The 23,411-nt window shown below is 71.0% G+C and carries 19 protein-coding genes and 2 pseudogenes; 11 read left to right on the plus strand and 10 right to left on the minus strand.

What is annotated here, in order from left to right; translation table 11 throughout:
* Positions 1-158: 158 nt before the first annotated feature.
* The 4 genes and pseudogenes from ACZ5GT_RS02955 to ACZ5GT_RS02970 form a co-directional block, all read right to left on the minus strand.
* A pseudogene (locus tag ACZ5GT_RS02955) lies at positions 159-861 on the minus strand (FadR/GntR family transcriptional regulator).
* 95 nt (positions 862-956) lie between these two features.
* Positions 957-1,997, minus strand: coding sequence for an ABC transporter permease (locus ACZ5GT_RS02960; RefSeq protein ID WP_469013353.1), 1,041 nt, complete (start codon positions 1,995-1,997; stop codon positions 957-959).
* Positions 1,998-1,999: 2 nt separating this feature from the next.
* Positions 2,000-3,577 (minus strand): sugar ABC transporter ATP-binding protein, encoded by a 1,578-nt coding sequence (locus tag ACZ5GT_RS02965; RefSeq protein WP_469013355.1) that lies wholly within the window; start codon positions 3,575-3,577, stop codon positions 2,000-2,002.
* Between the two features lie 157 nt (positions 3,578-3,734).
* Positions 3,735-4,787 carry a sugar ABC transporter substrate-binding protein gene (locus ACZ5GT_RS02970; RefSeq protein WP_469013357.1) on the minus strand — a complete coding sequence of 351 codons (1,053 nt, stop codon included), beginning with the start codon at positions 4,785-4,787 and terminating at the stop codon, positions 3,735-3,737.
* Between the two features lie 664 nt (positions 4,788-5,451).
* Here ACZ5GT_RS02970 and ACZ5GT_RS02975 point away from each other — a divergent pair.
* The 5 genes from ACZ5GT_RS02975 to ACZ5GT_RS02995 are packed head-to-tail and all read left to right on the plus strand — an operon-like array spanning position 5,452 to position 9,752.
* On the plus strand, positions 5,452-6,789 hold the full coding sequence (locus ACZ5GT_RS02975; RefSeq protein ID WP_469013362.1) for an L-fuconate dehydratase: 1,338 nt from the start codon (positions 5,452-5,454) through the stop codon (positions 6,787-6,789).
* Complete coding sequence (locus ACZ5GT_RS02980; RefSeq protein WP_469013367.1) at positions 6,786-7,544, plus strand: SDR family NAD(P)-dependent oxidoreductase; 759 nt, start codon at positions 6,786-6,788, stop codon at positions 7,542-7,544. The genes ACZ5GT_RS02975 and ACZ5GT_RS02980 overlap by 4 nt, the downstream gene beginning before the upstream one ends.
* Entirely contained in the window at positions 7,541-8,569 is a 1,029-nt protein-coding gene (locus tag ACZ5GT_RS02985; RefSeq protein WP_469013372.1) for an aldo/keto reductase, read from the plus strand. Before ACZ5GT_RS02980 ends, ACZ5GT_RS02985 begins: the two co-directional genes overlap by 4 nt.
* Positions 8,566-8,877, plus strand: a complete 312-nt coding sequence (locus ACZ5GT_RS02990; protein WP_469013379.1) for an L-rhamnose mutarotase — start codon at positions 8,566-8,568, stop codon at positions 8,875-8,877. Before ACZ5GT_RS02985 ends, ACZ5GT_RS02990 begins: the two co-directional genes overlap by 4 nt.
* Entirely contained in the window at positions 8,874-9,752 is an 879-nt protein-coding gene (locus tag ACZ5GT_RS02995) for an amidohydrolase family protein (protein ID WP_469013383.1), read from the plus strand. The genes ACZ5GT_RS02990 and ACZ5GT_RS02995 overlap by 4 nt, the downstream gene beginning before the upstream one ends.
* Positions 9,753-9,823: 71 nt before the next feature.
* Here the strand turns inward: ACZ5GT_RS02995 and ACZ5GT_RS03000 are convergent, their stop codons facing one another.
* The 5 genes and pseudogenes from ACZ5GT_RS03000 to ACZ5GT_RS03020 all read right to left on the minus strand — a co-directional run bounded on the left by ACZ5GT_RS03000 (position 9,824) and on the right by ACZ5GT_RS03020 (position 15,777).
* Complete coding sequence (locus ACZ5GT_RS03000; RefSeq protein ID WP_469013387.1) at positions 9,824-10,588, minus strand: CE1 family esterase; 765 nt, start codon at positions 10,586-10,588, stop codon at positions 9,824-9,826.
* Positions 10,589-10,800: 212 nt separating this feature from the next.
* Positions 10,801-11,757, minus strand: a pseudogene (locus ACZ5GT_RS03005) (arabinofuranosidase catalytic domain-containing protein); the annotation flags it as partial.
* Between the two features lie 227 nt (positions 11,758-11,984).
* The gene (locus tag ACZ5GT_RS03010) at positions 11,985-13,937 is read right to left on the minus strand and encodes an alpha-L-fucosidase (RefSeq protein WP_469013745.1); all 1,953 of its coding nucleotides are present in this window, start codon (positions 13,935-13,937) and stop codon (positions 11,985-11,987) included.
* A gap of 635 nt (positions 13,938-14,572) precedes the next feature.
* A complete protein-coding gene (locus tag ACZ5GT_RS03015) occupies positions 14,573-14,938 on the minus strand; it encodes a YbaB/EbfC family nucleoid-associated protein (RefSeq protein WP_469013392.1) in 366 nt (121 codons plus the stop codon).
* Positions 14,939-14,964: 26 nt separating this feature from the next.
* The gene (locus tag ACZ5GT_RS03020; RefSeq protein WP_469013396.1) at positions 14,965-15,777 is read right to left on the minus strand and encodes a ricin-type beta-trefoil lectin domain protein; all 813 of its coding nucleotides are present in this window, start codon (positions 15,775-15,777) and stop codon (positions 14,965-14,967) included.
* Between the two features lie 1,029 nt (positions 15,778-16,806).
* On the opposite strand from ACZ5GT_RS03020, the gene ACZ5GT_RS03025 reads away from it, so the two are divergent.
* From ACZ5GT_RS03025 to ACZ5GT_RS03040, 4 genes are all read left to right on the plus strand, one after another.
* Positions 16,807-17,163, plus strand: coding sequence for a WXG100 family type VII secretion target (locus tag ACZ5GT_RS03025; protein ID WP_469013400.1), 357 nt, complete (start codon positions 16,807-16,809; stop codon positions 17,161-17,163).
* A 132-nt stretch (positions 17,164-17,295) separates the two neighbouring features.
* The gene (locus ACZ5GT_RS03030) at positions 17,296-17,619 is read left to right on the plus strand and encodes a WXG100 family type VII secretion target (protein WP_469013405.1); all 324 of its coding nucleotides are present in this window, start codon (positions 17,296-17,298) and stop codon (positions 17,617-17,619) included.
* A gap of 52 nt (positions 17,620-17,671) precedes the next feature.
* Positions 17,672-19,024, plus strand: a complete 1,353-nt coding sequence (eccD, locus tag ACZ5GT_RS03035) for a type VII secretion integral membrane protein EccD (RefSeq protein ID WP_469013410.1) — start codon at positions 17,672-17,674, stop codon at positions 19,022-19,024.
* Positions 19,021-21,780: a right-handed parallel beta-helix repeat-containing protein gene (locus tag ACZ5GT_RS03040; RefSeq protein ID WP_469013416.1), complete on the plus strand. Its 2,760-nt coding sequence runs from the start codon at positions 19,021-19,023 to the stop codon at positions 21,778-21,780. Before eccD ends, ACZ5GT_RS03040 begins: the two co-directional genes overlap by 4 nt.
* A gap of 98 nt (positions 21,781-21,878) precedes the next feature.
* On the opposite strand, the gene ACZ5GT_RS03045 is transcribed toward ACZ5GT_RS03040, so the two are convergent.
* A complete protein-coding gene (locus ACZ5GT_RS03045) occupies positions 21,879-22,493 on the minus strand; it encodes a hypothetical protein (protein ID WP_469013422.1) in 615 nt (204 codons plus the stop codon).
* Between the two features lie 136 nt (positions 22,494-22,629).
* On the opposite strand from ACZ5GT_RS03045, the gene ACZ5GT_RS03050 reads away from it, so the two are divergent.
* Together ACZ5GT_RS03050 and ACZ5GT_RS03055 are read left to right on the plus strand one after the other, a co-directional pair.
* The gene (locus ACZ5GT_RS03050) at positions 22,630-22,923 is read left to right on the plus strand and encodes a WXG100 family type VII secretion target (RefSeq protein ID WP_469013746.1); all 294 of its coding nucleotides are present in this window, start codon (positions 22,630-22,632) and stop codon (positions 22,921-22,923) included.
* Between the two features lie 53 nt (positions 22,924-22,976).
* Positions 22,977-23,411, plus strand: coding sequence for a WXG100 family type VII secretion target (locus ACZ5GT_RS03055; RefSeq protein WP_469013427.1), 435 nt, complete (start codon positions 22,977-22,979; stop codon positions 23,409-23,411).

The following is a 23,411-nucleotide window of genomic DNA, read 5'->3' on the forward strand; positions in this document are numbered from 1 at the left end:
CACACCCCGACCGCGGGCGACGCCGGGAGGACATCGAAGAATCCGGACCGTCCGGCCGCCTCACCGCGGCCGGGCGGTTCGGCTTCTTCGAGGCTTGCCTCTCCCCGAGGCCGGGCGGGGACCCGGCCGGCGGCCATGGCCAGGTGCCAGGTGCCAGGTCAGTCTTCCGAACCGTCGAGCGGGGAATGGGCGAGGCTGTCCGCGAGCCACTGCTCGACGGCGGCGATGTGCACGGTCGCGGCCGACGCGGCCGGCAGGGCATCCCGTTGCTCCAGCGCGCGGAGGATCGCCTCGTGTTTCCGGTGGGGCGTGTTCCACGGCCCGCTCGGCGCGGGTTCCCCGGACGATGCGTGCCCGCTGGGTGCGCGTGGAGAGGACCCGCAGCAGCATGGACAGCACCGGGTTGCCGACCACCTCCACGATGCGCAGGTGGAACTCGATGTCCTGCGCGACGAATTCCTCGACGGTGGACACGGACCGGGACCGGTCCAGGACGGCACGCAGTTCGGCCAGGTCCTCGGCCCCCAGCAGCGCGGCGGCCGTCTCGGTCGCCTGCGGCTCGAACATCCGGCGCATTTGAGGGAGTTGCAGGGCCGTCCGGCCCTGGGAGACGTCCGAGGCGAAGGCGAGGGTCTCCAGCAGGAGATGCGGTTCCAGGCTCGACACGTAGGTGCCGTCACCCTGCCGGGTGACGAGGATCCGCATGGCGGTCAGGGCCCGCACCGCCTCGCGGAGCGAACTGCGGGACAGGCCGGGCTGTCCGGCGAGCACGTCCTCCTTGGGCAGCCGCGCACCCGGCGCGAGTTCGCCGTCGACGATCACCGCCTTGATCCTGTCCATGGCTTCGTCCGTCGCTGCCACGAGCGTGCCTCCCGGTGCCAGGGTGGGTGCGAGCGGGCGGCCCGGCGGGCCCGCGGGAGGGCCGGTGGGGCCGGCCGTGCCGCGGATGCCTGCCGTCACTCCTGCTTCTCGCCCGAGGCGAACCGGGAGATGACCAGGGCGACGATGATGATCGCCCCGTTGAGGAACTGGTTCCACAGCGGGGGCACGCCCGCCAGCGTCATGACGTTGACGACGAGCTGGAGCGTCAGCACGCCGGTGAGCGCGCCGAAGACGGACCCCTTGCCGCCGTTGAGGCTGACCCCGCCGATCACGGTCGCGGCGAACACCTGGAAGATCCAGCCGCTGCCCTGGGTGGCGGAGATGGACCCGTAGTGGCCGCTGTAGAGGACGCCGGCGAACGCGGCCAGCAGGCTGCCGAGGACCAGAACCGCCCACACGATCCGGTCGACCTTGATGCCGGCCGTGCGAGCCGCTTCCGCGTTGCCGCCGATCGCGTACAGCGCCCGGCCGTGGCGCAGCCAGGCCAGCGCGCTGCCGCCGAGGGCGAACAGCACCACGCAGATCCAGATCGCGGCCGGCGCACCCAGCCAGGACGCCCTGCCCAGGTAGGTGAAGGAGGAGGGCAGTTCGACGATGGACTGGCCCTGGGAGAGGGCCACCTGAAGGCCGCGCAGCATGGTGAGCATGCCGAGGGTGACGATGAACCCGTTCAGGCGCAGCTTCAGGATCAGGAATCCGTTCACCGCGCCGATCACGATGCCGACCAGCAGGCAGAGCGGTACGGCAGTCCACTCGGGCAGCAGTCCGAGCCCGTTGAACCGGCCGCCATGGGTCGGCAGCACCAGCCAGACCGCGATGACCGGCGCCACGCCGATGGTGGACTCCAGGGAGAGGTCCATCCGCCCCGCGACGAGGATCAGCGCGGTGGCGAGGACCAGCAGGCTCAGCTCCGTTGACTGCTGGGCGACCCCGATCAGGTTGTCGGCGGTCAGGAAGGCCGGCGAGACGATGAAACCGATCACCATCAGAACGAAGATGGCCGGGATCAGGGACAGTTCACGGAAGCGGCCGAGGTGGAGCCCGCGCCGGGTGTCCCCGGCGACGGGCTGTGAGGCTTTCGTCGCGGAGTCGGTGACATCTGTGGTGGCGGACATGACTACCCTTCGCGCTCTTCGGAGTCGGATGCTTCGTGCCTGCCGGCCACGCCCTCCATGGCGGCGACCAGTTCCTCGTCCCTCCAGCCGGGGCCGAACTCGGCGACCGTCCGGCCGTGGAACATGACGACGACCCGGTCGCACGCCTTGAGGTCGTCCAGCTCGTCGGAGACGATCAGCGAGGCCCTGCCGCCGTCCGCCACCTGCCGGATCCGGTTCAGGAGGAACTCCTTGGACCTGACGTCCACGCCGTTGGTCGGGCGGATGGCCACCAGTACGTGCGGGTCGGTGGCCAGCGCCCGGGCGACCACGACCTTCTGCTGGTTGCCGCCCGACAGCGCCGACACCGGGGTGGCCGCGCTCGGGGTCTTGATGCCGAGGTCGCGGATCATCCGCTGGGCGAACGAACGGGTGCGGGCGGGCAGGACCGTGCCGTAGGGGCCGAGCTGGTCGGTGACCGTCAAAGTGGCGTTCTCCGCAACACTGCGGCCGTTGACCAGACCCTGCAGATGCCGGTCCTCGGGAACCAGGCCGACCCCCGCGGCGAGCGCGGACGGAATGCTGCCGGTGCGGACGGACCGGCCGGCGACCGAGATCGTGCCCTCGGCGGCGCGGTGCAGACCGGCGATCGCCTCGCCGACCCGGACGTTGCCGCTCGCCGTCGCGCCGGCGAGCCCGACGACCTCGCCCGCGCCGACGGACAGCGAGAGGCCGCGGCAGACGCCCTCCAGCGTCAGGCCGTCGACCGTCAGCAACTCCCCGGCGTCGGCCCGCCTCGCCGCGGGGGCGGTTCCGGCGAAGACGCCGCCGGCTGCGGACTCACCGGTCATGGCCTCCACAAGTGCCTGGTGGCCCACGTCGGCCACCGGCGCGGTGAGGATGTGCGCGGCGTCGCGGTAGACGGTGACCGTGCCGCAGAGGTCGTACACCTCTTGCAGGTGGTGCGAGATGAAGAGGAACGCGACGCCCTGGCTCCGCAGGTCGCGGAGCTTCTCGAAGAGCTTTCCGATGCCCCGCGCGTCCAGCTTCGCGGTCGGCTCGTCGAGGATGATGAAGCGCGCGCCGAACGACAGCGCGCGGGCGATCTCGACGAACTGCCGCTGCTCGACGGAGAGATCTCCGGCCCGTGCGGTGGCGTCGACGTCCACGCCGTACTCGGCGAGCAGTTCCTCGGCCCGTCGCCTGAGCTCCTTCCAGCGGATGGGGCGCAGCGCGCCGTCGCTCTGCCGGTTGAGGAAGAGGTTCTCGGCGACGGTGAGGTCCTGGATGATGGTGGACCGCTGGTAGACGCAGGCGACCCGGGAGCGCCAGGCGGCGATGTCCCCGAAGGCGGGCGCCGGGTCGCCGGAGAAGCGCAGGCTGCCGGTGTCGGGTTGCTGCAGCCCGGTGAGGATCGACACGAGCGTCGACTTGCCGGCGCCGTTGCGGCCGACCAGCGCGTGCGCCTCGCCCGCGGTGACGGTGATGCGCGCGTCGCGCAGGGCGACGGTGGCGCCGAACCGCTTGCTGACTCCGGCGGCCTCGGCCACCGGGACGGGGGGCCCGTCGCCGTACGCGGGGGCGGTCGCGGTGTCCGCCATGGTGGATACCCTCCTTCAGATGAGGTGACCGGGGCCTGTCCGGCGGTCGGGCCCGAGCGGCCCTGGAGGCACGGTCGGGGCGGAGCGCCCCCGAGGGGCGGCCGGGGCGGCGACGGCAGGGGTGCCCCGCCGCTCCGCGCGCGTGCGGCCCGCGGGGTCACTGGCTGACGGTGTTTCCCCACAGGGTCTTGTCGTCCACGTTGTCCTTGGTCACCAGCGGCGCGGGCAGCTGGTCCTCCAGGCCGCCCGGGATCTCGATGATGACCGAGTCGTGGTCGGTCTTGCCGGGCTTGAACGTCTTGCCGTCGGCCGCGGCCTGGGCGTAGTACAGCGCGTACTTGGCGTAGAGGTCCGCGGGCTGGGAGACGGTGGCGTCGATCTGGCCCTTGCGGATGGCGTCGAACTCCTGCGGGATGCCGTCGTTGGAGACGATCGCGATGTGGCCCTTGGTGCCGGCCGGCTCGAGCAGGCCCTTCTGCTGCAGCAGGGCCAGGGTCGGCTGCAGGAAGGCTCCGCCGGCCTGCATGTAGACGCCGTTGATGTCGGGGTGCTGGGCGAGCAGGCTCTGCAGCTTGGCGGAGGCCACGTCGCCCTTCCAGTCGGTGGGCAGCTCGAACACCTTGACGGCCGGGAACTTCTCCTTCATGCAGGCGGCGAACGCCTCGGAGCGGTCCCGTCCGTTGATGGAGTCCAGGGCGCCCTGCAGCTCGGCCACCTCGCCCTTGCCGCCGAGCTGCTTGCCGAGGAACTCGCAGGCCTTGATGCCGTACGCCTTGTTGTCGGCGCGCACCACCATGTAGACGTCGCCCTTGTCCGGCCGGGTGTCCACGCTGACCACGGGGATCTTCTTGGCCGCGAGGGCGTCCAGGGTGGAGGCGACCGCACCCGTGTCCTGCGGGGCCATGACAACCGCCTTGGCGCCCGTGTTCTCGAACACCTGGACGTTGGCGACCAGTTTGGTTACGTCGTTCTGCGAGTTGCTCAGCGGCAGCGCGTTGACGCCGTCGGTCTTGATGCCCTTCTTCAGGTACTGCGCGTAGGAGTTCCAGAAGTCGGTGTCGGAACGCGGCAGGTCGATGCCGATGGCGGGCTTGTCACCGCCCGGGCCCGTCGCGTCGCCGCTGCTGCGATTGCAGGCGGTGACCAAGACGAGGGCCGCCAGGACGGTGCCTAAGACCGCGGCGGTCGAACGGGTGCGAGCGAGCTTCATGACCGTGTTCTCTCCTTAGCCTGACGAGAGGCCGCGGGACGACGCCGACAGGACGCGGGCCGCCCGGTGTGCCGGGTGGGGATGCCGTCACCCGGCCAGGGCGTTGACTGACGGCACCGACGGAACGGGAGGGACCAGGGCCAACGGGTGGCCCTCGGGGAACGCACGGGAGAGCTGCGTCAAAGAGTGTAGTGATTCCTCCGATGTATCTCGGACTCCGAGGACGTTACGGCGGCGTTGCGGATGCTGACAAGGGGAGCGTCATGACCATTTCCCGCGCGGCCGTGCCACGGTGGCCGACGGTGGCGTGCGATTGCCTCAACTCCGCTCAGAAAGCGCTTTTTGCCCGCGCCCGTGGGGCGTGCCGGGCGGCCGTGGGACAGGCTGGTCCGCGGCGTGTGCGCCGGAGGCTCCGTTGCCAGGCGCTCGCAGTGCGTCTACAGTCGCGTTGCTGTCATTCCTCCGATGAATATGAACGAATACGTGGTGCGGTGCTCGAGCGCGCTCCGGCCCGTCCGGCCCGTGAGCCCTCGCGCCTCCGCCGCCCACAGCCCGCCCCCCGGCAGAGGAGTTGCCTTGTGAGACTGCTACGCGTCGACGACGTCTTCCTCGCCTCCGGCGGAGGCCGGCGCCAGAGCTTCGCCCGAGCGTGAAAGGCATCCCTGTGACTGCAAGCTTCGCCCGGATCACCGCGGTCGACACCTACGACGTCCGTTTCCCCACCTCCCGGGAACTGGACGGCTCCGACGCGATGAATCCGGATCCCGACTACTCCGCCGCCTACGTGGTCCTGCGCACCGACGCCGGTGACGGCCTCGAAGGACACGGCTTCACCTTCACCATCGGACGCGGCAACGACGTCCAGGTCGCCGCGATCGGGGCCCTGCGCCCCCATCTCGTCGGCCGTTCGGTGGACGAACTGTGCGCCGACCCCGGGACACTCAACCGGGACCTGATCGGGGACAGCCAACTGCGCTGGCTGGGACCCGAGAAGGGCGTGATGCACATGGCGATCGGGGCGGTCGTCAACGCCGCCTGGGACCTCGCCGCGAAGCGGGCCGGACAGCCGTTGTGGCGCTTCCTGGCCCATGCCGACCCGGAATGGCTGGTCTCGCAGGTCGACTTCCGCTACATCGCCGACGCCCTCACCCCCGAGGAGGCCCTCACCCTGCTGCGCGAGGGCCGCACCGGACTGGCGGACCGGGAATCCGTCCTGCTGGAACGCGGCTACCCGGGCTACACCACGTCACCGGGCTGGCTCGGCTACCCGGACGAGAAGCTCACCCGGCTCGCCAAGCAGGCCGTCGCCGACGGCTTCACCCAGATCAAGCTGAAGGTCGGCGCCGACCTGGACGACGACATCAGGCGCCTGCGCACCGCCCGGGCCGCAGTCGGCGACGGCGTACGCATCGCGATCGACGCGAACCAGCGCTGGAACGTCGCCGAGGCGATCGAATGGACCACCGCGCTCGCCGGGTTCGACCCGTACTGGATCGAGGAACCCACCAGCCCCGACGACATCCTCGGGCACGCCACGATCCGGGCGGCGGTCGCGCCGGTCAAGGTCGCCACCGGCGAGCACGTGCAGAACCGCATCGTCTTCAAGCAGCTGCTGCAGGCCGGTGCCCTCGACGTGCTCCAGATCGACGCGGCGCGGGTCGGCGGTGTCAACGAGAACCTGGCCATCCTGCTCCTCGCCGCGAAGTTCGGGGTCCCGGTCTGCCCGCACGCCGGCGGGGTGGGCCTGTGCGAACTCGTGCAACACCTCTCCATGTTCGACTACCTGGCGCTGTCCGGCACCACCGAGAACCGGGTCATCGAGTACGTCGACCACCTCCACGAGCACTTCACCGCGCCGGTCGTCATGCGCGAGGGCCATTACACCGCCCCGCTCGCCCCGGGTTTCTCCGCCACCATGCGCCCCGAATCCATCACCGCATACCGTTACCCGGACGGCACGTTCTGGGCCGCCGACCTCGCCGGACAGGAGGAGCGCGCATGACGGGTCTGACAGGCCTGAAGGCGATCGTCACCGGCGGCGCCTCCGGCATCGGTCTCGCCACCGCCCGGCTGCTCGCCGACCAGGGCGCCTCGGTCGCCGTGCTCGACCTGGACCCCTCCGGCGTGCCGGCGCCGCTGCTCGCCCTGAAGGCCGACGTCACCGACGACGCCGCGGTGCGCGCGGCCGTCGCCGACGCGGCCGGGCGGCTCGGCGGCCTGGACATCGTCGTCAACAACGCCGGCATCGGCGCGCAGGGCACGGTCGAGGACAACCCCGACGAGCAGTGGCACCGCGTCCTGGACGTGAACGTCCTCGGCATGGTGCGCACCAGCCGGGCCGCCCTGCCGCACCTGCGGCGCTCGTCGAACGCGGCGATCGTCAACACCTGCTCCATCGCGGCCACCGCCGGACTCCCGCAGCGTGCCCTGTACTCCGCCAGCAAGGGCGCGGTCCTCGCGCTGACCCTGGCCATGGCCGCGGACCACGTCCGTGAGGGCATCCGCGTCAACTGCGTCAACCCCGGCACCGCCGACACCCCGTGGGTCGGACGGCTGCTCGACGCCGCCGACGACCCCGAGGCCGAGCGCGCCGCCCTGAACGCGCGCCAGCCCATGGGGCGCCTGGTCACCGCGGAGGAGGTGGCGGCGGCCGTCGTCTATCTGGCGAGCCCCGCCGCCGCGTCCGTCACCGGCACGGCCCTCGCGGTGGACGGCGGGATGCAGGGGCTCCGGCTGCGTCCGGCGGCCGGCTCGTGAGGACGACGACGCTGGGCGGCTCCGAGGTCCGGGTGACCGAGCTGGCGTTCGGGGCCGCCGGCATCGGCAACCTCTACCGCCCCGTCACCGACGAGGCGGCCGCCGCGACCCTGGAGGCCGCCTGGGACGCCGGCATCCGGGCCTTCGACACCGCTCCCCACTACGGGCTCGGTCTGTCCGAACGCCGCCTGGGCGCAGCCCTGCGCGGCCGGCCCCGGGAGGCCTACACCGTCTCCACCAAGGTCGGACGCCTGCTGGTGCCCGACGACGGCGACGGCGGTGACGACCTGGCGAACGGCTTCGCCGTACCGGCGACCCACCGCCGCGTCTGGGACTTCAGCGCCGACGGCGTCCTGCGCTCCCTGGAGGCCAGCCTCGCCCGGCTCGGCCTGGACCGGGTGGACACGGTCCTGCTGCACGACCCCGACGACCACGCCGACCAGGCACTTCGCGAGGCGTACCCGGCCCTGGAACGGCTGCGCGGCGAAGGCGTCGTCGGCGCGATCGGCATCGGCATGAACCAGTGCGCCGTCCCCGCCCGGTTCCTGCGCGAGACCGACATCGACGTCGTTCTGCTGGCCGGCCGCTACACCCTGCTCGAACAGGAGGGCCTCGCCGACGTGCTGCCCGCGGCCGCCGCCCGCGGCCGTGGCGTCCTGATCGGCGGCGTCTTCAACTCCGGTCTGCTGGCCGACCCGAGACCGGGCGCCGCATACGACTACGCGCCCGCCCCGGCCGCCGTGCTCGACCGGGCGCTGCGGCTGAAGGAAGTCACCGAACGTCATGGTGTGCCGCTGCGCGCCGCCGCGCTGCGCTTCCCCTTCGGCCATCCGGCCGTGGCCGCGGTGCTGACCGGCGCCCGCTCCGCCGAGGAGGTGCGCGACGCCGTGGAGTTGCTGCGGTGCGCCGTCCCGGACGCGCTCTGGGACGACCTGCGCGCGGAAGGACTGCTGGACCAGGGCACACCGGTCCCCGCGCCCGTACCGGCCGCCGGGCAAGCCCCGCCGTCGAAGGAGCCGATGTGAGGATCGCCCTGCACACCAAGGTCCGCGCCGACCGCGTCGAGGAGTACGAGTCCGCCCACCGGGAGGTCCCCGAGGAACTGACCGCCGCGATCCGCGCCGCCGGCGTCACCGCCTGGACCATCTGGCGCAGCGGCACCGACCTCTTCCACGTCCTGGAGACCGAGGACTACTCCGCGGTGATCGCCGAACTGGAGAAGCTGCCCGTGAACATCGCCTGGCAGGCCCGGATGGCCGACCTGCTGGAAGTCGTCCACGACTACTCCGCCGAGGGCGCCGACGCCTCGCTTCCCGTGGTGTGGGAGCTGTGAGCACCGTGCCGGACGGGCCGGCCGTCGTCGACTCGCACCACCACGTCTGGGACCTCGCCGTCCGCGACCAGGACTGGCTCGGCGAAGACGGACTGGCCCCGCTGCGCCGTGACTTCACCCTCGCCGATCTGGAACCCGAGGCCCGGGTCGCCGGCGTCCACGCCACCGTGCTCGTCCAGACGGTCGCCGTCGCGGAGGAGACCCCGGAGTTCCTGGCCCTGGCGGCCGGCAGCGATCTGGTCGCCGGGGTCGTCGGCTGGACCGACCTGACCGCCCCGGACGTCGCCGACGCCCTCGCCGCACTGCGCGAAGTCCCCGGCGGGGAACACCTGGTGGGCATCCGCCATCTGGTGCAGGGCGAGCCCGACCCCCGCTGGCTGCTGCGCCCCGACGTGCTGCGCGGACTGTCCGCCGTCGCCGATGCGGGACTCGTCTACGACCTGCTGGTCAAGCCGCACCAGCTGCCCGCGGCCGTCGAGGCGGCGCGGCGTCTGCCGGGCCTCACCTTCGTCCTGGACCACCTGGCCAAGCCCCCCATCGCCGCCGGCCAACTCCAGCCCTGGGCGGAGGAGGTGCGGCGGCTCGCGGCGCTGCCCAATACCGTGTGCAAACTCTCCGGCATGGTCACCGAGGCCGACTGGGCGTCCTGGACCGTCGACGACCTCGCGCCGTACGCGGACACCGTCCTGGACGCCTTCGGTCCCGAGCGGGTGATGTTCGGCTCCGACTGGCCGGTGTGCCGGCTCGCCGCCGGCTACGCCGACGTCCTCGGGGCGGTCCGCGCCTTGATCGCCGGTCTCGGTGCGGCCGAGCAAGGGGAGATCCTGGCGGGCACCGCCGTCCGCGCCTACGGGCTGCCGTCCGCTCCGCTGTAGGCGCCGGTCTGCGCGCGGGGCCGGGCCCGCCGGGGAGCGGCGGGACCGGCTCTGTCGCGGCGTGACGGCTTTCAGAACTGTGTGAAGAACTTCCAGACCTCGCCCGGCACCCAGGTCCTGGAGCCGCTGTCACCGCCGGCTCCGTCCTGGGGCGCGGCGATGTGTCCCTCGTCGAACGCGGCCCATTCGACGGGGTGCCCGGCCGAGCATCCCGAGTAGGAGGTGACGCGGTGTGTCAGGCTGCCCTGTGCCGGCTCCGGCGGGTTCTGCGCGGTGCAGCCGTTGTTCTTGACGAACCTGTCGCGCAGCGACCGCCCGCCGGCGATGTTGAGGACGCCGTCCCGGATGCCGTGTATGCCGAGGTAGGCGATGGGCTGGGTGCCGCCGGCGCACCCGCTGAGCTGTCCGCCGGACTGGACCGCGACCGCGCGGAAGACCGTCGCCCGGGAGCACGCCAGCGAGTAGCTCATGGCGGCGCCGTAGCTGAAGCCCACGGCGAAGAGCCGGGTGGTGTCGACGCAGAGCGCTCCCTCGATCTGACTGATCAGGCTGTCGACGAGGGTGACGTCCTCACCGCCGCTGTTGGCCCAGCCGTTGTTGAGTCCCTGGGGTGCGACGAAGATGGCGCTGTTGTTCGCCAGTCGCTGCAGTCCGTAGTAGGCCCAGGTGCCGGTCTCCACGGTGCGGCCGGTGGCGACGTCGGTGGCGGTGCCGCCGAGCCAGTGGAACCCGAAGACCAGCCGGTAGGCGTGGTTGCGGTCGTAGTTGTCCGGGACCTTGATGATGTAGCTGCGGGTCTTGCCGCCGCTCTGGATCGTGTACGTGCCGCTGGCCATGTGGGGGCGTTGCCGCAGCCGGCCGTCGCGGTGGCGGTGTTGCCCGCCGTCGGTGACGCCTCGGCGCCGAAGGCGCCTTGCGTGGCCGTGACGCCCATGGCGAACGCCAGGAGTGTCGCGACCATGACAGACCATAATCTGGACCTTGACATCGGTGACTCCTCTTGTCGGTGGTGTCAGCTTGTCGGTCGGTGTCGGCTTGTCGGTCGGTGTCAGCGGTAGCCGGCGGCCACGATGTTCGCCTGTACGGCGTTCTCGGTCGCGTCGGAGGGGTAGCCCGAGACGATGGCGCCCTCGTAGAACGTGCCGGCGCTGAGGTTGGTGTTGCCGTTGCAGCAGTCCCCGCCGCTGCCGAGGATGATCGCCCCCTGCTTCTTCATGGGGTTGTAGCCGTTGGGAAGGGAGCCGTCGTACAGCGTGGCCAGGCCTCCGGACTGTGCGTCGGCGCCCTTCATCGCGAACCGCGTGGTGCCGTTGTTCTTCAGCGTCGCCGTGACGAACTTGTCGGTGAAGGCCCGCTGGTTGGGGTTCCAGGAGCTGCTGCCGCCGGGGAACAGGCCCCATTCCAGGTCCGCCTGCACCCAGGGACCGGAGCCCGAACAGCCCCCGAACCAGCAGGACGTGCTGAAGTTGATCGCGTCCATGGCTCCCGGGCCGTCGGCCTTGCGGGTGGTCTCGCTGTTGCCGTAGTCGAAGCAGCAGCCGCTGTTGACGTGCTTGCCGCTGGTCACCATGTACATTCCCTCGGGTGCGCTGCCGGTGGGCACGCCCGTCAGGTGGCCGTCACGCCAGTAGCTGTTGCCGGGGTTGATGTACAGCGAGTACGCCTTGCTCCCCGCGACGGTGAGCGACTCGCTCGTGGCCTTGGCCGCCGTGTCGGACCCGCCGATCCCGCCCGGGCCCTGGTAGCCGAGCTTGTTGCCGTGCCCGGACTGGTCGTAGACCCAGGTGATGACACACGTGGTGCCGGCGCAGAACGAGTCCTGGGCCGCGGCGTTCGCCGCCCCGCCCGCGGCCACGACGCCGATGTCCCTGGTCGCGTTGTCCGACGAACGCCGGACCTGGTACAGAGCGCCGTTGTACGACGAGTAGAGGGCGCGCACCGTGCTGTGGGCGGCGATGCACGGCGTACCCCCCGAGGCGTACAGGTCGCAGGGGCCGGCGCCGGCCGCCGACGCCGGCGCCGGCCAGGTCAGCGCGGCCAGCATCAGGGTCAGGACCGCTGCCACGCACGCGGCGGCGGCCGCCACCGGACGCCGCGCGGCGGACGGGGGACGCGGTAAGAGGACGGATGAGGGCGGCATCGGTTCGCTCCTTGTCGCTGGGTGTCCGGTGGGGGAGGACGCGGTGGTGCTCGGCGCCTGCCCGGCCGTCCGAGGGGCCGGGGGCGGTGGTGTCAGACCGCGGTGACGGTCCACTGGAGGTTGGTGCTGTCGTCGGCGGACCAGAGCTTGACGGTGGCGCCCGAGCTGACGTTGCCGCCCGAGTCGAGGCACGTTCCGGTGCTCCGGTTGGTGATGGTGTAGCGGCCGTTGCCGACACCGCTGATCTTCCACTGCTGGCTGTTGCCGCCGCTCCAGGCGCTCTGCTTCGCGGTGGCGCCGACGGTGGCGTCCCCGAGGCTGTCGATCACCATGCCGTTGGTCCGGTTCACGATGCGGTGGTAGCCGGTGCCCAGGTCCACCAACTGCCACTGCAGGTTCGTGGATCCGTCGCCGTAGGTCCACTGCTTCACCGCGGACCCGGAGGCGACATTGCCTCCGCTGTCCAGGGCCAGGCCGCTGGTGACGTTGCCGATCTTCACCCAGCCGGTGGGCAGCGCACCGGCGTTCAGCGGCGGTATCTGTCCCGAGAACGTCAGCTTGACCACGTAGGCGGGGGCGCTGAAGGGCGCGGTGCCCGACGGCATCGAGATGTGCAGACCCGAGCCGTCCTGGGTGCGGTTGGGCAGATCGACGTAGGAGCCGGCCGTCGAGTCGAGCAGTTGGACCGACTTCAGCGTGGACAGGCTGAACCGGCTCGACGTCAGCGTGGTGATGTTCAGAGTGCTGCCGGGCCAGCCGAGAACCGTGGCGTACAGAACCGTGTTGTCCTTGCTGCGGGTGAACCGGATGTCGGTGTTCTTGCCCTCCACGGGCGTGGTGAAGGAACCGCCGCCCATCTTGGTGGGCCCCTCGCCGTAGGCCACCCAGGCTCGCGTGGCGTAGACGGACTCACCGAAGCGCCGGAGGTAGTCGCCGAATCCCTGGAGGATGGACTTCTGTCCGGCCGGGATGGTGCCGTCGGCCATCGGGGCGATGTTCAGCACCATGGTGCCGTTCTTGCTGACGCGGTCGAGCAGGGCGTGCAGCAGGGCCTTCAGCGAGTAGTAGCCGATGCCGGTGGTGTAGCACCAGCTCGAACTGGACACGGAGTCGTCCGTCAGCCAGTAGGGGGTCTGGATGTCGGCCGGCCCGCCCCGCTCGAAGTCGTAGACCTCACCGCGGTTGTCGAGGCCGTCCTTGTACGTCGCGACGACGTCCTTGTTCCAGGAGACGGCCTGGTTGTAGTAGTGGGCGAGGAAGTCCAGCCGCTTCGACTCGTCGATGTTGTTGAGGTCGAAGTCCTGGTAGAGGATGTCGGGCTGGTACCCGTCGATGACCTCCTTGAGCTTGTCCAGCCACAGTTGCTGCTCGGACGCCCGGTCGAGCTGGCCGTAGAGCTTCTTCAGGCCGGCGTCCGACTGCGCGGGCACGCTGTCGAAGTAGCCCAGGAAGTTGTAGGCGTGGTGCAGGGAGACCCACAGCTTGAGGCCCTTCTTGCGGATGGCGTCGGCGTGCAGCCGCAACAGGTCGAGCCTGGGCCCCTTGGCGACGGAGTTCCACTCGTTGACGGAGCTGTTCCACAGGGAGTACCCGTCGTGGTGCTCGGCGACCGGTCCGGCGAACTTCGCTCCGGCGTCGGCGAACAGCTGCGCCCACTCGTCGGGGTCGAAGTTGCCGCCGGCCGACTTCAGCTTGGGAGCGAACTGGACGAAGTCGCCGGCCTTGTCCTGGGCGCCCTGGATGAAGTTGTGGTACGGCCAGGCCGAGGGGTCGCCGTAGGTCGCCTTGTGATGGGTGTTGCACCCGTCGCCCGCCTTGTACATCAGGCGCGGGTACCACTCGCTGCCGTACGCCGGGACGCTGTAGGCGCCCCAATGGTAGTAGATGCCGAACTTGGCGTCCTGGAACCATTCCGGCGCGGGCGGGTGCTGGTCGACGGAGGACCAGCTCGGGGTGTAATTGCTCGGACCATTGGTGGCTCTGGCGACGCCGGCGGGCAACAGCCCGGCCGTGGCGGCGCCGGTGAGGCCGCTCAGGATGAGCATGCTGCGTCGGCTGAGTCCGGAAGAAGACACGGTGGGAAACCTCTCCGGTGAGTGGGGGGTGATCCGCTGCGCCGCGGGCGACCTGCGAACACGTGCGACACCGGCGCCACGGGGAGCCGGGACGGACGTGCGGCCTGCCGCGATGGGACGGTCGCACGGCAGGTGCGTCGCTTCCCGGGCGGGGATGTCGGCATGCCGAACTCCAGGCGGTCAAGGGTCGGTACGGACGCTCATGCGGTCGTGACGCGTGGTGCCGTCGTGCTTGTACCGCCACACGGGGGTGGCTCGAACGGCGCCCGGGCAGGATGTGACTGCGGCTCATGTTCGTGATGACGAACAACGCCCGGTGCTCCGGACAACTGGATACCAGGGGACTGTGGGTGGTCGTCAATAGTTGTTGCGCGATTCATCGGACGTGTGGGGGCTTGCCGACGTAAATGTCCGCCCGGCGGGCATGAAGCGGGGCCGGACCGTGACGGTCCGGCCCCGGAGGCGCGATGTGCTGGAGTTCGACGGCCGGCCTCGTGGCGGGAGGCAGGATCGCCGTCGTGGGGCCGGCCTCGGTGGCGCACCCCGCCGGGCCCCGCCGCACCGGATCCCGGTCCGTCGGCGGCCGGCCCGGACCGGCGATCCGGTCAGTCGTCGTCCGTCACCCCGCGCAGGTTCTCCGTGATCGACTCGCCGAAGGAGTGCGCGATGGCCGGCAGCACTCTCTGCTGGGCCAGCTCCCGGGCCGACCGAGTGGCTTCCCGGACGGCCGCGAGCACCAGTTCGGCGAGGCCCTCGGTGTCGTGCGGGTCGGCGGCCACGGGCGCGATCTCCAGCTTCCGCAACTGCGCGGAGCCGTCGACGGTGGCCCGTACGGCGCCATTGCCGGAGACGGCCTGGACCCGCAGTGCGCTCAGCTCCTGCTGAGCGTCGAGCAGACTGCGCTGCATCGCCTGGGCCTGCCGGAGGAACTGCTGCATGTCGGGGCGGCGTGCGCCCAGCGGGCTCGTCATGGTGGGACTCCTGCCTCTGCCGGCCGTCAGGCCAGCCGCCATTTCTGGTTGCCGGTGCCGGCGCAGCTGTACAGCTGCAGCCGGGTGCCGTTCGCGGTGCCGAAGTCCCTGACGTCGACGCACTTGTCGGCCTTGACGTTGACCAGGTCCCCCGCGGTGGTGAAGCGCCACTGCTGGCTGGCGCTGCCGTTGCACTCGTAGACGTCGATGGCGGCGCCGTCCGTCGTGGAGCCCTTCAGCACGGACATGCACATCCCCAGCGAGCGGATGGTGCCGTCCTGGTGGAAGGTCCACTGCTGGTTCGGGTTGTTGCCGCAGCCGTAGATCTGCAGCACCGTCTGGTTCGGAGCGCTGTAGATGTGGTCGGTCACATCGATGCACTTCTTGGAGTCCACACCGACGATGCGGTATCCGGAGCTGCCCGAACCGCCGCCGCTGCCGGCGCTGCTCACCGACTTCCCGCCGCCGGACACCGGCTGCTGCGCACTCTTCGTGACGCCGCCCGAGGGGGATGCCGAAGCGCCCTTGCCGCCGGAGCCCGAGGAGGGCGAGGCGGTCGGGCTCGCCGCCCCCTTGTGCGGGGTGTACGCCGGTGGTTCGTACCGCACCGGGCCGCCCCCGCCGGATCCGGAGCCGGAGCCGGACGGCGGACGGGCGCTCCGCTGTTCGCGCCCCCCTCCCGGAGTGGCGCTGGGGCTGTAAAGCGGCTTCTCCGTGCTCGTGGCCCGCTCGGCCGCCTGCTTGCGGTCGCGCTGGTAGTCGATCAGTTTGCCGACGCCGAAGACACCGGCGCCCAGGACCACGATCACCAGGCCGGAGGTGAGCACCCGTGACAGCACGCTGGGTGTGTCACGGTCCCCGGGTTGCCGGGAGCTTGACGCGAAGCTTGCGGCGAAGCCCGGAATTCCTGGTGCTCTGGGCTCCTTACGGGTGGGTTCGCCCACTGCCGTGAATCCTTTCGGGGGTACGGGTTGCGGCACCTGTCGTGACGACGAGTCGGTAACCCTTGGCCGACCACATCGAGGGTGATCGGCTGTCAGCGCCTGAGTCATGGCTCTGCGTAAATTGTTGCGCACTCTACAACAGGCTTTGTTCCCCTACCAATTGGCGCCGGCCGCTTCTTGGGGATTCTCGCACGGGTCAAACGTGAACTCCGCCGCGAATGTACCGCAGCGGTATGCGGCTGAATTCGGCCACGTCGGGCCTGGATGGCCTGGATGCCTCGCCGCAGGTGACCGCAGGTGACCTCCGGGGCAGTCAATGGTGTCCGGACGGGCGAAATCGGCTTTATCTGGCCTTGTTCGGCTATTGTGCTCCGGCGTCGGCGAGTTGCGGCCTGAGGTGGGCGTGGTCCGCGGCTTGGTGGTGCCGAAAAGTTCCCGCCGTGCAACTGAACGCCGTGCACTGACAGGCAAGTTGTCGTGCACGGGCAGGCAATCCTCCGGCGGCCGGTGGGCGTACCGTTGCGGAGCCGGATGCCGAAGGCCGACAACAGTTGGAGGTGCCCCGTGTCCGACGTCGTCGAGTCGACCGGGTCGACACTGAGAAAAGAACGGTAAATCCAGCGCGCCGTCGACCCGGTTTACGCATTCGATGTCACGGGTCTCGCGGCGCGATCGGTCGCGGCGGACGCATATTCTTTTCTTCGCGTTCTTTTCTTCGTGCGAGCGGAACCACTCCAAGCGGGTGAATGAACTCCGTCCCTCGCGCGGCAGCGCGGTCATCCAGCTCGCCGGACCGACGAGCGCCCGGCCCGGTGAACGGGGCTGTCCAGGCCGGCTCCGGCGCTGTGATCACACCGGTCAGACCACCACCACCATCCAGCCCGTGACCAGCGGTCCCGGGACAGCTCCGAGGAGTCATGGTCCGTGTCCACTCCCACTCCCCACACGACCGTCGGCGGTGTCGAGTACGGCGTCACGCTGCTCGACCTGCAGGCCGCCGCCGGCGACACGCATCTGACCGCGCACGACGTCGCGGTGTGGCTGCAGGAACTGCAGAACTACGTGATCGGCCTGCAGAACGAGTGGCAGGGCATGGCGGCCAACGAGTTCCAGGACCTGATGGTGCTGTGGAACCGCTACGCCGCCCAGCTGAACGAGGCGCTCACGGCCATCGGTGACGGACTGATGGGCAACTACCACAACTACGACAACACCGAGATCACCAATCACCGGAACATGGCCTCGATCAAGACCAGTCTGCCGGCCGCCAACTTCACCTGAGGGCCGTTCCCGCACCGCCTGCGGACGGAACCTCGCCGGCCCCGCCTGTGCCCGCGGTACAGGACCCGGCCGGCGCACGCCGACACACGCCGCGGTCGCACCGGATCGCGACATCCTCCCAAGGAGCCCCCTGTGCCCAGCCCCGACAGCCTCCCGATCCTCGTCACCGCCGGCCTCGGCGACGCCGGGCCGGCCATCGTCAACCGTGCCGACGACTGCATCGACCGGCTCAACGAGCTGAAGCGGCGGCTCACCCCGCTCGCCGACTCCTGGATCCGGAGCCAGGCCGCGGGCTACTACCAGGAGCGGCAGACCGAGTGGGACCAGGCCGCCATGGGCCTGTTCGACCCGCAGGTGGGCGTCCTCGGCGAGATCGCCCGGGCGCTGAACATCAGTTACCAGAACAGCGCGGACGCCGAACTGTCCAACATCCAGACCTGGAACAACGGCAACTAGGGCCTGTCGTTCGGGCCCTTCCCCCACCCCACGACCCCGAGGACAGTACAAAGTGGACGACGAACGGTGCCGGATCACGGTGGTCGGTACCCGGCGACGGGTCGACCTGGCGATACCCGCCCGGGCCGCCATCGCCGAGTACACCCCGACCCTGCTGCGGCTCACCGGTCAGGAGGAAGAGGACGAGACCTTCCCGGCGGTCTGGTCCCTGGCCCTGCCCGGCGCCAAGCCGTTCTCTCCGGGCGCGTCCCTGACGGAGTCCGGCGTCGCGGACGGCGCCACGCTGTACCTGCGGGACGTGGCGGCGGGTGAGTTCGACGAGCCCCTCATCACCGACCTCGACGAACTCGTCCAGGAGGCCAACGAGGAGGGGCTGCGCTGGGACACCCGGCACCGCGCGCTGACCCTGCTCTTCCTCGGCCTCGGCGGGATGGCCGGCGCCCTCGCCCGGTTCGTGGGACTGTCCGTGGACAGCCCCCGCTACCCGCCGGCCGGGGCGGCGGCGATGGCGGCGGGGTTCGGCCTGGCCCTGCTCGCCGGGCACGCCACCCGGCGCGCCTGGCCGCTGGCCCTGCCGGTACGGCTGGGGATGGCGCTGTCGGCCGTACCGCTCCTCGCGGTCAGCGCGGTCCTGCTCCCCACCGTGCTGGACTCCACCCCAAGGACGGTCGTCGCGGGGGCCGCCGGCGCCCTGGCGGGCGCCCTCGCGGCCCGGCTGGCCGTCAACCACGTGCTCACCCTGACCACGCTGGTGGTCACCGCCGTGGTGCTGCCCGTCGCGGGTCTGCTGGCCGGCTTCGGCGCCGACGGCACCGAGAGCGCGGCTGTGGTCGCGGTGCTGGCGATGGGTTCGCTGAGCGTGGCCCCGGTGGTCGCCGGGCATCTCGTCGCGCTGTCCGCCTCCCCCGGCGAGGACACAGCGACCGGCGAGGCCGTCCCGGAGCTGGTCCGCAGGGGCCGCCGGGTGCTGGCCGGGCTGGCCCAGCTGCTCTGCGCCGCACTGATCGCCGCCCTGGTGCCACTGGTCACCTCCGAGAACGCCTGCGGTCTGGTCCTGGTGGTGTGCGTGAGCGGGGCGCTGCTGCTGCGCGCGGGCCAGTTGAAGATCACCGCGGCGGTGCTGCCGGCGGTCGTGGCCGGTACGACGGGCCTGCTGGCCGTCGCCGTCAGCGCCCCCGGCGAGCTCGGCGCGCCCGACTGGGCGGGGCCGCTGGCCGGTCTGCTGGCGGGCGCGGTGATGCTCGGCGCCGGCCTGATCCGGGCCTTCCCCGAGGGCGAGCCGATCGGTGAGCGGCCCGCCTGGACCGGCGGGCTGTCCTCGACGCTGGCACTCGCGGCCGTGCTGCTCGCCGTCGGCGTCTTCGGGGTGTTCGGCACGCTGATGAAGCTGGGTGAGTCGATGTGACGACGGCACTGCAGCGCGTCGCCTCCCGCGGCTGGGGGACCCACCGGACCGTCGGGGCGGCGATCCGCGCGGCGGCCGACGGCGCGGTGGTCTCCATCCAGCCCGGCACCTATACGGAATCCCTGGTCCTGGACCGCGACATCACCGTGGTGGCCGAGAAGGGCCCTGGCACCGTACGGATCACCGCGGCGCACGGCCCGGCCGTCAGCGTCTCGGCGGGCCGTGTCCGCCTGCGCGAACTGGAGATCGAGGGCGGGGACCGGGCCGAACCCGTGGTGCTGGCCCGGGGCGGTGCGCTGGAGCTGGAGCGCTGCGAACTGTCCGGCGGGCGGCTGGAGCTGGCCCGGGACAGCACGGCGCAGGTACACGGCTGCACGGTGCACGACGCCGAGCGGGCCGGGGTGCACCTCACCGGGACCGCACGCGGCACCTTCGAGGACTGCACCGTCCGCTCGATCGACGGCTACGGGATCACCGTCGTCGACACCGCCCGGGCGGAGCTGCGCCGCACCCGGGTGCAGCGCACCACGGACTGCGGGGTCCTGCTCGGCGGCACCGGCAGGGCGACCTTCGACGACTGCGAGCTGGCCCACACCGGCGATGCCGCCCTGCTGGTGTACGCGCCCGCACAACCGCTGCTGCGCGGCTGCCGCCTGCACGACACCAAGGCGCAGGGCGTACGGATCGAGGACCCGCCGGGCCGGCCCGCGCCGCAGCCGCCGCACCAGGACCGGGACCGGTCCGAGGCGGCGGGTCCCGGCACGGGCGGCGAGGGCGCCGGCGCCGGGCAGGACGAGCGCCGGATCCGGCTCGACGCCTGCGAGATCTTCCGCACCCGGGCGGAGGGCGTGCTGGTCTCCGGCTCCAGCGGGGTGCTGCTGCGGGACTGCGACGTCCGGGAGGCGCACGGCGCGGGACTGTTCGCGTACGGCGCCGCACGGGTCGAGCTGGAGTCGGTCCGCATCGTCGACGTGCCCGACAGCGCGGTCGCGGTCGGCGGAACCGCCGAAGTCCGGGCCCGGGGCGGGGTGTTCTCCCGCACCGGCACCGGCGGACTGCTCGCCGACGGGGACGCCGTACTGGAACTGGCCGACTGCCGGATCGCGGTCACCGGCCACTCCGCGGTGCAGCTCGCCGGCAACGCTCGCGCGGTGCTGGCGGACTGCGCGGTGGAGGACAGCGCCCAGCACGGCATCCGGATCGCCCAGGGCGCCGACCTGCTGGCCGAACGCACCCGGATCGAGCGCGCCGGGCTGACGGGGGTCACGGTGGACGGGGCGGACGCGGTGCTGCGCGACTGCGTGATCAGCGACGCGGAGACCGGGATACGGCTCGAGACCCGGCACCGGCCGCTGCTGGACGGCTGCGAGGTGCGGACGACCCGGCGCGCCGGGATAGAGGTGGCGGCCGGTACGGCGGCGCTGATCACCGGCGGGCGGGTGGTCGGTACCGGGTCGGCCGGGGTGTTCCTGGAGGAACGCAGCCAGGCGTGGATCGAGGAGACGGAGATCTCCGGCGCGCAGGGCAGCGGACTGGTGGTGTGGACCGGGGCCACACCGCGGATCCGCGCGGTCACCGTCACCGGCGCCGGCAAGAACGGGGTGTACGTGCACGAGGGCGGGGCGGGCGTCCTGGAGGACTGCGAGATCTCCGGTTCGGCCTTCCCCGCCGTCCACACCGGTTCCGGGGCGGCGCCGGTGCTGCGCCGACTGCTGGTGCACGACGTCCAGGAGGACCTGTCGGCGGCCGAGGACGCGCAGGCGGTGTTCGAGGACTGCCGGGTACGGGACGTGACGGTCAGCACCCTGCCGCACTCCGAGGCGGAGCCGCGGGCCGCGGCCGTGGCCGGCGGTCCGGCGCCGAGGAAGTCCGCCTCGGCGGGAAGGCGTTCCACCCGGGAGGAGTCCGCGGAGGGCGCCACCCGGGAGCAGCTCCCGGGCCTGCTGGCAGAGCTGGACGCGCTCGTCGGCCTCGACCGGGTCAAGCAGGAGGTCGGCTCGCTGGCCAAGGTCATGCAGATGGTGCAGAGGCGCCAGGAGGCCGGGCTGCAGCCTCCGCCGCTCAGCCGCCACCTGGTGTTCGCCGGCAATCCGGGCACCGGCAAGACCACGGTGGCCCGGTTGTACGGGCGGCTGCTGGCCGCCCTCGGACTGCTGGCCCGCGGCCACCTGGTGGAGGCCGACCGCGGCTCGCTGGTCGGGGAGTACGTCGGCCACACCGCGCCGAAGACCACGGCCGTCTTCCGGCGGGCGCTGGGCGGAGTGCTGTTCATCGACGAGGCGTACGCCCTGGTGCCGTACGGGCAGTCGACCGACTTCGGGCACGAGGCGATCGCGACGCTGGTGAAGCTGATGGAGGATCACCGCGACGAGGTCGTGGTGATCGCCGCCGGCTACCCCACCGACATGGAGCGCTTCATCGGCTCCAACCCGGGGCTCGGCTCCAGGTTCACCCGGTCCCTCACCTTCGACGACTACTCCTCCGGCGAACTGGTGGAGATCGTCCGCTACCAGGCGGCCCGGCACCAGTACCACCTGCCGGACCAGACGCTGGCCGCGCTGCTGGAGTACTTCGACGGGATCGAGCGCACCGAGCACTTCGGCAACGGCCGGACGGCCCGGCAGGTGTTCCAGCGGATGACCGAACTGCACGCCCAGCGGGTGGCCGAACTGCCGAGTCCCAGCACCGAGGATCTGACGGTCGTGCGGCCGCAGGATCTGCCGCCGAGGGCCGTGGTGGGGGTGATGGGGAATTGACGGATCTCCTGCACCGGAAACGCGTCCGCCGACGGCAGGTGACAACCGTCGGCGGACAGCGATCCGAAAGACCGCCGGGGGGCGGAACGGATTTCGGTTCAGGTCACGACATCCTGGGAGGTGCCTTCGGTCGGAAAACGTGACGCGCGGTCGACCTCGGCGTAGGTCTGCCCGGTCCTGTTCACGAGCGCGATGTATTCGCCGACCAGTTCCAGAGTTGTTCCCATGAAGTACAGCGCCTTTTCCATTGCCGGATTCATGGACGCCGCGAATTCTCGAGCCATGGGCTGGATCTTGCTGGGGACCTCGCTCGGAATGGAGCCGTAGTAGGTCGGGTCCTTGTACCAGTCCATCTCGTTCTGGCCGAACACGTCGTCCTTGGCGGACAGTACGTGCTCGCGCAGTCCCCGGTAGGCGTCGACCGCCGTCCGCGCCGCGCTGAGCAGGGCGTTCTCGGTTGCTCGCAGGCCTGCCAGGTCCACCCTGATGGGCGGCGTCGCGGGTACGTCGGAGCTGGAGACGGTGTCCCCCTGCTGCCCGGCGTCCGGGGGCGGGTTGTTGAAGGTGGGGAGTGCGCCCCAGCCGACCGCGACGTTCGGCACCAGATATCCGAATTCTTTTCCGCGGTCCGGATCGTTCCCCGGTTCGGTCGAGCCCGGGTCCTGCTGCCATTGGTCGTACGGTGAGTGAGTGATATTGCCTTCGTCCGGCATCGCCAACCTCTCTTTCATCCTCTGCTAAAGTACCAGAGCTTGGTTTCCGAGGGTGGCGATGCGCGTTCCCACGTGATTGATACGAGTTCGTCGAGCGCCTCGCAAGCCGTTATGAGAGGGGCGAATCGTGCCCGATATGTCGTGGTCTGATTTCAAGGTGCATCTGGGTCATCTGAAAGAAGCCGGTGGGACGGTCAGGGGGCAGTCGAGTCATATCGCGTCGGTCATGAGCCAGATTGCCGCCGAGTTCGAGACGGTCGGCGCCGAATGGCAGACCCCCTCCTCCGCCAGCCTCGAAGAGGTGCAGCAGTGGTTCGCACGCGCGCAGGGCGAACTGCACGACCTGCTGGAGGAGGTCGCCCGCCGACTGCGGGTGGCGTACGACAACTACCACGCCATGGAAATCGCCAACTACCACAACATGACCTGACGTCGCGCGGTCTCCGCCCGGCGGAGCCGCACACCCCGACAGCGGAGCCCCGCATGCCTGACCTCGCCGACTACGACCTCTCCTCCCTGTACATCGACCCCACAGGGCTCTCCGACAGCGCCAGGAAGCTGCTGGCGCACGCGAAGGAGGTCGCGGACACCATCACCGCGATCAACAACACGCTGGCGGGTCTCGCGCTCGGCTGGGCCGGCCGGACCCAGGAGGAGGTGGAGAAGATGAACAACCAGTGGACGTCGACCATGCGCGGCCTGTTCGGCACCGAGGACGCCCCGGAGAGCGGGGTGCTCAACGTGATGGCCGCCGGTGTGATGGCGGTCGCCGCGGGCAACGCCCAGACCGAGGTCGCGCTCGCCGAGATGTTCCAGAAGTTCCTCCAGGGCCTGGACTCCTCCGGCGGCAGCACCCCCGACTCGTCGCCGCAGGATCAGACGAACGGGGACCTCACCGCCATCACCGCGGACTGGTGA

The sequence above is a fragment of the Streptomyces sp. NPDC031340 genome (genome assembly GCF_055569945.1).